Here is a 7,905-nt window from a genome sequence, read left to right as displayed (position 1 = left end):
AACTGCTCAGCAGCGGGAGGCCGTAAATATCTACCCCAGACCCCAGGGTCAACACCCGATCATAAAAAAATCCGCCAGCACCACCAACCCAACGCAACCTTCAGGAAGATGGCAGCCACACCCGGAAAGTCGCGCCCGAGCCTTCCTCGCTCTCGATCACCAACTGCCCGCGGTGCCGGTTGACGATGTGCTTCACGATCGCCAGCCCCAGGCCGGTGCCGCCCGCGCTGCGGGAGCGGCCCTTGTCCACGCGGTAGAAACGCTCCGTCAGGCGCGGGATATGCTCGCGCGGGATGCCGGGGCCGTCATCGCTCACTTCCAGCACCACGCCGGGCCGGGCGCCTTCCGCCCGCAGCACCGTCAGGCGCACCCTGCCGCCCTGCCGCCCGTGACGCACCGCGTTCTCCAGCAGGTTGCGCAGCACCTGGCCCAACTGCCCGGGGTCCGCCGGGGCGGCGAGCGCCGCGTCATCCAGGGACAGGTCCAGCGATACCTGCCGCGCCGCCAGGATGGGCCCCAGGGCCTCGGCCTCGGAACGCGCCAGGGCCGCCAGCGGCACCTCACCGGTCGGGGCCTGATGCTCCTGCAGCTCGATGCGCGACAGACCCAGCAGATCGTCGATCAGCCGCCGCATCCGCTCGGACTGCTCGGCCATGATGCCCAGGAAGCGGCGGCGCGCATCCGGGTCGTCCTCCGCCGGGCCGCGCAGGGTCTCGATGAAGCCGATCAGGCTGGCCAGGGGGGTGCGCAGCTCGTGGCTGGCATTGGCCACGAAATCGGCGCGCATCCGCTCCACCGCTCGCTCCCGCGTCCGGTCCACCAGCTGCACGATCAGCCGGCCGCCATCGGCCAGCGGCGGGTCGAGCGGGATGACCTGCACCGCCAGCTCCCGCGCGATGGGCACGGGCAGCACCAGATCGGCGGTCTGCACGCTGCCTTCGGCCAGGGCGCGGTCCACCGCGCCGGCCAGGGCGGGGTGGCGCAGCAGCGCGCCGGTGTCTCCGGATAAAGGCCGCGCATCCGCCTCCGGCACACCAAAGAGCCGCCGCGCCGCGCGGTTGGCGCGCAATGCGGTGCGGTCCTCGGCCAGCACCAGCAGGGGGTCGGGCAGGCTTTCCAGGATGGCGGCATCGGCGCGACGCAGGCGGCCCACCAGGGCGCCGCGCTCATCCAGGCTGCGGGCCAGCCGCGCCGTGGTCTCGGCCATGTCGCGCATCGCCGGCAGCAGGGGCAGGCTGGCGGGCACCGGTTCCTCGCCCCGGCCGTCCAGCGCCCGGCGCAGCACGGCGGAAAGCCGCGCCAGGCTGCTCAGCCACAGCGCCGAGACAGCCAGCGCCGCCAGCGCGGACAGCCCCGCCCCCAGCAGCGCCAGCGCCGGCCTCAGCGCCCCGGCGGCACCGAAGCCCAGGAAAACCAGCACCGGCACCCCGCCCATCAGGGTGGCGGAGGCCAGAACACGCCCCCAGGACAATGGCGGCGTCTCACTCTGAGGCATGCGGAACCCTATTCCTCCCCTGGCGCGCCCAGGACTCCAGGCGGCGCGCCAGCAAAGCGGGTCACGCCGCCGCTTTCGCGTGTCCGTTTTGTGACATCAGAAGCCGACGGAGCCCGGCATGTCGGCTGGCTGCACCACCTGCCCCTCCACGCCCGGCGTCAGCGCGAAGACGGCCAGCGCCCGCTGCACCTCGCCATTCTGGCCCAGCCGCAGCGCGCCATCGGCGCCCAGGACCAGTTCGCCCACCGGCATCGGCGGCACCGCATCCGGCTGGCCGCGCATCGCCCGCGCGGCAATGGCCGCCGCGTCATAGGCCACGCCCACCACGCGGCTCGGCGTGGTGCCGAAGGCGGCTTGGAAGCGGCTCTCGAACTGCGCATGGGCCGCGGGGTCGGGGCCCGGATACCAGGCGCCGGCCAGCGCCGGCACCTGGGCCAGCGAGGGGTCGGTGGCCCAGAGGATAGTGCCGGCCAGCTTCGGCACCGGCATGCCGGACTCGGCCAGCCCGGCGGCGAAGTCCCGCGCCCGCGCGCCGCTCTCGCCCAGGATCAGCAGGTCCGCCGCGGCGCCGCCCTGCGGCGCGATGGGAGAGGCCGTGGCCTCGGAAGGCGCCAGCTTCTGTGCCACGTCCCGGGCCGCGAGGCTTGCCGCCGCCGCCGCCGGATAGGTGATGATGGTGGGCGGCGGCAGGCCGAGGTCGGAGGCCGCGCTCCGCAGCCCATCCGCCAGCTGCTGTCCGAAGGCGCCGGAGGGCGCGGCCAGGGCAAAGCGCTGCGCCCCCTGGGCATGCGCGCCCGCCACCAGCCGGCGCATCTGCTGCCGCGGCGTGATGCCCAGCGGCCAGACGGAGGCCGAGGCCTGGTTGGCGTCATTGGTGAAAGGCAGCATCGGCACCCCGGCGGCGCGCGCCGGTGCGGCGGCGGCGGCGGTCTCGCCCGCCGTCAGCGGCCCCACCAGCACCCGCGCCCCGCCGGCGATGGCGGCGCGCGCGGCCTCGGCGGCGCCCTGCGCCGTGCTGCCGGTATCGCGGGGGACGAATTCAAAGCCCGGCGAGCCCTGCTCGAAAAGCGCGAGCTGCGCCGCGTTCAGCATCGCCTGGCCAAGCTGGGCATTGCTGCCGGTCAGCGGCAGCAGCAGCGCCACCTTGGCGCGCTGCGGCTCCGGCGGCAGCGCCTGGCCCTGCGGCAGCGGCGCCACGCCACCATAGTAAGGTGCGGGGACTTGCTGCGCGCAGGCGGACAGCGCCACAAGGGCACCGAATGACAGCAGGAGGCGGCGCGTCCGCCTCCAGGTCCCCGAGGGAGTACCACGACGTGCCACAGGACGATCCCCCAAAGGACCAGCCGACCACTGGAAGCGCAACGCCAACCTCCCCTCCACCGGATGCCCCGCCAGGGGGCTCATCCGGCCTGAATGACCCGTCCGGCCGCAGCCGGCCCGGACTTATCCTGGTCTCGACGCCGATCGGCAACCTCGGCGACCTCTCGCCCCGCGCCGTGGCCACCTTGCGGGAAGCCGACGCGATCCTGTGCGAGGACACCAGGGTTACCGCCCCCCTGCTGGCAAGGCACGGAATTTCAGCCCCCCTGACGCCGCTGCATGATCACAACGAAGACCAGGCCACCCCCCGCCTGCTGGCGCGGATGGCGGAAGGTAAACGCCTCGCTCTGGTTTCGGATGCAGGCACGCCGCTGATGAGCGACCCCGGCTACCGCCTGGTGCGCGCCGCCATCGCGGCGGGGGTGGAGATCTCCGCCATCCCCGGCCCCAATGCGGCGGTGATGGCGCTGACCCTCTCCGGCCTGCCGCCGCACCCCTTCCTGTTCCTGGGCTTCCTGCCGCCCCGCGCCGCCGCCCGCGCCGCCGAGCTGGCCAAGCTGCGCGCCGCCGAACGCGCCGGGCTTTCCGCCACGCTGGTCTTCTACGAGGCACCGCACCGGCTGGCGGAAACCCTCGCCGCCCTGGCCGAGGCCCTCGGCCCCCGCCCCGCCGCCGTGACGCGGGAACTGACCAAGCGCTTCGAGGAAGTGCGGCGCGGCCCGCTGCCGGAACTGGCCACCTATTACGCCGAACACGCGCCGCGCGGCGAGATCGCCCTGGTGGTGGGACCGCCGGAGGAAGACGCCACCGCCGGCGAGGACGAGTTGGACACCCGCCTGCGCGCGGCACTCGCCACCGGGGAAAGCCTGCGGGACGCGGCGGCCCTGGTGGCGGCGGCGACCGGCCTGCCGCGCAAGCAGGTCTATGCGCGGGCGCTGGAACTGCGGGAAGAACAAGGATAACAGGCCAGGGCCAGAAGGGGCGCCGCCCCTTCTGGACTTCCCCGCCGGGGTGACAGGGTCACCCCGGACCCCGCCATCAGTTTAGCGGCAGGCCGGTTCCGCCGGAGGTCATGGACCTCCGGCGACTGCGGCCCCAGCCCGCGTGGCCTTTTCTATGAAAACTTGAAGCGGGGTCCGGGGTGGACTTTCCACCCCGGCGGGGTCCAGGGGCAGCGCCCCTGGCCCGTCCTCACCGCCTGACGAGACAGCCTTCCGCCAGCATCGCGAAGGCCCGTGCCCGGTGGCTGATGCGGTGCTTCTCCGCCGGGTCCATTTCCGCGAAGGTCTGTGTCATCCCCTCCGGCTGGAACATCGGGTCGTAGCCGAAGCCGGCCTCGCCGCGCGGTGGCCAGACCCAGGTGCCGGGGCAGCGGCCCTCGAAGCCTTCCGTGTGGCCATCGGGCCAGGCCAGCACCAGGGCGCAGGTGAACCAGGCGCCGCGGTCGGTGCCGTGGCGGGCCAGCTTCTCCACCTTGGCCATGGCGGCGGCATAGTCGCGGCCACCGCCCGGCTGCTCGGCCCAGTCGGCGGTATGGACGCCGGGGGCGCCGTCCAGCGCCGCGACGGAAAAGCCGCTGTCATCGGCCAGGGCCACCATGCCGGAGGCACGGGCGGCGGCCAGGGCCTTCAGCGTGGCATTGCCAAGGAAGGTGGTCTCCGTCTCCTCCGGCACCGGCAGGCCGAGGTCGCCGGCGCTGATGATGGTCACGCCGTATTCCGCCAGCAGGGCGGCGTTCTCCCGCACCTTGCCGGCATTGTGGCTGGCCAGGACGACGGTTTCCTCGGTCAGCTTGCGATGCGTGCTCATGCGCCGATGGCCTCCCTCTGCGCGGCGAAGAGTTCCGCCGTGCCTTTCTTCGCCAGGGCCATCAGGCCCAACAGTTGCGCCTCGGAAAAGGGCGTGCCCTCGGCGGTGGCCTGGACTTCCACGATGCCGCCGGCGCCGGTCAGGACGAAATTGGCATCGGCCTGGGCGGCGCTGTCCTCGGCATAGTCGAGGTCCAGCACCGGCTCGTTGTCCCACAGCCCGCAGGAGACGGCGGCGACCTGGCCGGTGATGGGGTTGCGGGCCAGCACGCGCTTGCTGATGCAATGCTCGAAGGCCAGGTGCAGCGCCACCCAGGCGCCGGTGATGGCGGCGCAGCGGGTGCCGCCATCGGCGGTCAGCACGTCGCAGTCGAGCGTGATGGTCATCTCGCCCATGGCCTTGCGGTCCACCACGGCGCGCAGGCTGCGGCCGATCAGGCGCTGGATCTCCTGGGTGCGGCCGGATTGCCGGCCGCGGGCGGCCTCGCGCTCCCCACGCTTGTGGGTGGCGCGGGGCAGCATGCCGTATTCGGCCGTCACCCAGCCCTCGCCCTTGCCGCGCAGGAAGCCGGGGACGCGGCCCTCGACGCTGGCGGTGCAGAGCACTTCCGTCAGGCCCATGCGGATGCGGCAGGAGCCCTCGGCATGGCGGGCGGCGCCGGGTTCCAGGATAACAGTGCGCAGCGCGTCGGCGGCGCGGCCCGAGGGACGCATGGCAGCTCCAGTGTCTGGCCGTGAAGGGGCGGAGGAATGCCCCTCGGGCGCCGCCGCTGTCAAACCAGGGACGGTCAGACCTTCACCTCGCCGCCATCGGCGCCGTTCCAGTAGTGGATGCGGGTGGCATGGACCTTGATCATCGCCAGGCCCGGCGTGTCGATGCCCTGGGGGAACCACTTGTCGATGTCGGGCGTCCAATGCGCCTTGAACGCCGCCTTGTCCTGGATGATCTCGCCCATGCCTTCCACGGCGACGGAAAAGGCCTGGCTGCCCTGGAAGGTCAGCGACACCTTCGGGTTGCGGCGGATCTCGCCCACCGTGTGGGTGTCCTCCATGGCGAAGTAATAGGAGTCACCCTGGTACTCCACTTGGCCGTTGTTGCTCATCGGCCGGCTGGCGATGGAGCCGTCCTCGGCATGGGTGGAGAGCATGGCGATGTCGATGTCACGCATCTTCTCCGACAGGTCGGAAAGGCTCAGCTGGGTCATGGCGACGGCTCCGGTGATAGGGTGCCGTTGCAACGTCAGGCGTGGCGGCCGGGTTTATCGGCCGCCGTCAGGGCAGGCGCCAGTCGATCAGGTCGTTGCGGCCCTGGGCGCGCAGGAAGTCGTTGGTGCGGCTGAAGGGGCGGGAGCCGGCGAAGGGACAGGGGCTCACCGCCGCGCGGGCTGCCGCGAGCGGCGAGGGATGGTCCGATTCCAGCACCAGATGCCGGCCGGCATCCAGCATCGGCGCCTTCTTCCGCGCATGCCCGCCCCAGAGCAGGAAGGCCACCGGGCTGGGTTGGGCATTGACGGCCTGGATCACCCGGTCCGTGAAGCTGTGCCAGCCCGCCCTGGCGTGGCTGCCCGCCTTGCCCTGCTCCACCGTGAGCGCGGTGTTGAGCAGCAGCACCCCTCCATCCGCCCAGTGGGTCAGGCAGCCATGGTCCGGCGCCGGGATGCCGCAATCACCCGCCAGCTCCTTGTGGATGTTGCGCAGCGAGGGCGGGATGCGCACGCCCTTCGGCACGGAAAAGGACAGGCCCATGGCCTGGCCGGGCTGGTGATAAGGGTCCTGGCCCAGGATCACCGCCCTCACCTGTTGCAGCGGCGTGCGCATCAGGGCGGCGAAGACCAGCGGCTCGGGCGGGAAGATGGTCTTGCCCGCCGCCCGCTCCGCCAGCAGGAATTCCGCCAGGGCATCCATGTAGGGCGCGCCGAATTCGTCGCCGATCGCCTCCCGCCAGCAGGACGGCAGGGCGGCGAGGGCCGCGCCCCAGGCCGGATGCGTCATGCGCCGGGCGCCTCAGCGCGCGTTGGCGCTGGCCTCGGAGCGCGTGGCGCCGACGCGGCTGGCCAGGGCGGCGGCCATGAAGTCGTCCAGCTCGCCGTCCAGCACCGCGTCCGGGTTGCCCTTCTCGACGTTGGTGCGGAGGTCCTTCACCAGCTGGTAGGGCGCCAGCACGTAGGAGCGGATCTGGTGGCCCCAGCCGATGTCGGTCTTGCCGGCCTCGATGCCCGCGGAGACTTCCTCCCGCTTGCGCAGCTCCAGCTCGTAGAGGCGCGCCTTCAGCATATCCATGGCGATGACGCGGTTGCGGTGCTGAGAGCGGTCCTGGGTGGAGGCCGCGACGATGCCGGTCGGGATATGCGTGAAGCGCACGCCCGATTCCGTTTTGTTCACGTGCTGGCCGCCGGCGCCGGAGGCGCGGAAGGTATCGGTCTTGATGTCCGCCGGGTTGATCTCGATCTCGATCTTGTCGTCGATCACCGGGAAGACATAGACGCTGGCGAAGCTCGTCTGGCGCCGGGCGGCGGCATCGAAGGGGCTGATGCGCACCAGCCGGTGCACGCCGCTTTCCGTCTTCAGCCAGCCGAAGGCATTGGGGCCGGAGACCTGGAGGGTGGCCGACTTGATGCCGGCCTGCTCGCCCTCGGATTCCTCCGTCAGCTGCACCTTGTAGCCGCGCTTCTCGGCCCAGCGGGTGTACATGCGCAGCAGCATCTGGGCCCAGTCCTGGGCCTCGGTGCCGCCGGCGCCGGCATTCACTTCCAGGAAGGCGTCGCGCATATCGGCCTCGCCCGAGAGCAGGCTCTCGATCTCGCGGCGCTTGGCCTCGGCGGCGAAGTCCTTCAGGTCGGCGACGGCGGCATTGGCCGTGGCTTCATCGCCCTCGGCCTCCGCCATCTCGATCAGTTCCAGCGCGTCGCGGACATTCTGCTCCAGCTTCTGGACGCCCTCGATCTGGTCGGCCAGCCGGCCGCGCTCGCGCATCACTTCCTGCGCCAGGTCGGGCTTGTCCCACAGCGTGGGGTCCTCGGCGCGCGCGTTCACCTCATCCAACCGCCGCAGCGCCACATCCCAGTCGAGATGGCGCCGCAGCAGGGCGATGGAATCCTGGATCTGCCCGTTCAGGGCCTCGGCATCTGCGCGCATGGAGCGGTTCCTACAGCAACTGGGCCTTGCCATGAAAGAGGCTGGGCACGCCCCCGGTTGACGCTCCCCCCGCCGCTGGGCAGAACCGGGAGCGGACCGATCCTTGGCGGCACCGGCAACGCGGCGCGGGCAGGGCCTTTCAGCGAG

The 7,905-nt window shown here is 71.9% G+C and carries 8 protein-coding genes; 1 reads left to right on the top strand and 7 read right to left on the bottom strand.

Annotated features, from left to right (window positions below):
* Positions 1-100: 100 nt before the first annotated feature.
* Positions 101-1,495: an ATP-binding protein gene (locus EBE87_RS02960; protein WP_120636475.1), complete on the bottom strand. Its 1,395-nt coding sequence runs from the start codon at positions 1,493-1,495 to the stop codon at positions 101-103.
* Positions 1,496-1,591: 96 nt separating this feature from the next.
* Complete coding sequence (locus EBE87_RS02955; RefSeq protein WP_158611637.1) at positions 1,592-2,743, bottom strand: penicillin-binding protein activator; 1,152 nt, start codon at positions 2,741-2,743, stop codon at positions 1,592-1,594.
* Between the two features lie 11 nt (positions 2,744-2,754).
* Here EBE87_RS02955 and rsmI point away from each other — a divergent pair, with 11 nt between their 5' ends.
* Positions 2,755-3,777 carry a 16S rRNA (cytidine(1402)-2'-O)-methyltransferase gene (rsmI, locus tag EBE87_RS02950; RefSeq protein ID WP_120640255.1) on the top strand — a complete coding sequence of 341 codons (1,023 nt, stop codon included), beginning with the start codon at positions 2,755-2,757 and terminating at the stop codon, positions 3,775-3,777.
* A gap of 229 nt (positions 3,778-4,006) precedes the next feature.
* On the opposite strand, the gene rdgB is transcribed toward rsmI, so the two are convergent.
* The 5 genes from rdgB to prfB all read right to left on the bottom strand — a co-directional run bounded on the left by rdgB (position 4,007) and on the right by prfB (position 7,758).
* Entirely contained in the window at positions 4,007-4,624 is a 618-nt protein-coding gene (gene rdgB / locus EBE87_RS02945) for an RdgB/HAM1 family non-canonical purine NTP pyrophosphatase (protein ID WP_120640256.1), read from the bottom strand.
* The gene (rph, locus tag EBE87_RS02940) at positions 4,621-5,337 is read right to left on the bottom strand and encodes a ribonuclease PH (protein WP_120640257.1); all 717 of its coding nucleotides are present in this window, start codon (positions 5,335-5,337) and stop codon (positions 4,621-4,623) included. The genes rdgB and rph overlap by 4 nt, the downstream gene beginning before the upstream one ends.
* 74 nt (positions 5,338-5,411) lie before the next feature.
* The gene (locus EBE87_RS02935; protein WP_120640258.1) at positions 5,412-5,828 is read right to left on the bottom strand and encodes a pyridoxamine 5'-phosphate oxidase family protein; all 417 of its coding nucleotides are present in this window, start codon (positions 5,826-5,828) and stop codon (positions 5,412-5,414) included.
* Positions 5,829-5,895: 67 nt separating this feature from the next.
* A complete protein-coding gene (gene ung, locus EBE87_RS02930; protein ID WP_120640259.1) occupies positions 5,896-6,615 on the bottom strand; it encodes a uracil-DNA glycosylase in 720 nt (239 codons plus the stop codon).
* 12 nt (positions 6,616-6,627) lie between these two features.
* Positions 6,628-7,758 carry a peptide chain release factor 2 gene (gene prfB, locus EBE87_RS02925; protein ID WP_120640260.1) on the bottom strand — a complete coding sequence of 377 codons (1,131 nt, stop codon included), beginning with the start codon at positions 7,756-7,758 and terminating at the stop codon, positions 6,628-6,630.
* Positions 7,759-7,905 lie beyond the last annotated feature (147 nt).

The organism is Teichococcus wenyumeiae (assembly GCF_003696345.1).
Taxonomy (GTDB): Bacteria; Pseudomonadota; Alphaproteobacteria; order Acetobacterales; family Acetobacteraceae; genus Pseudoroseomonas; species Pseudoroseomonas wenyumeiae.
This window is presented reverse-complemented; position numbering and strand designations above follow the sequence as displayed.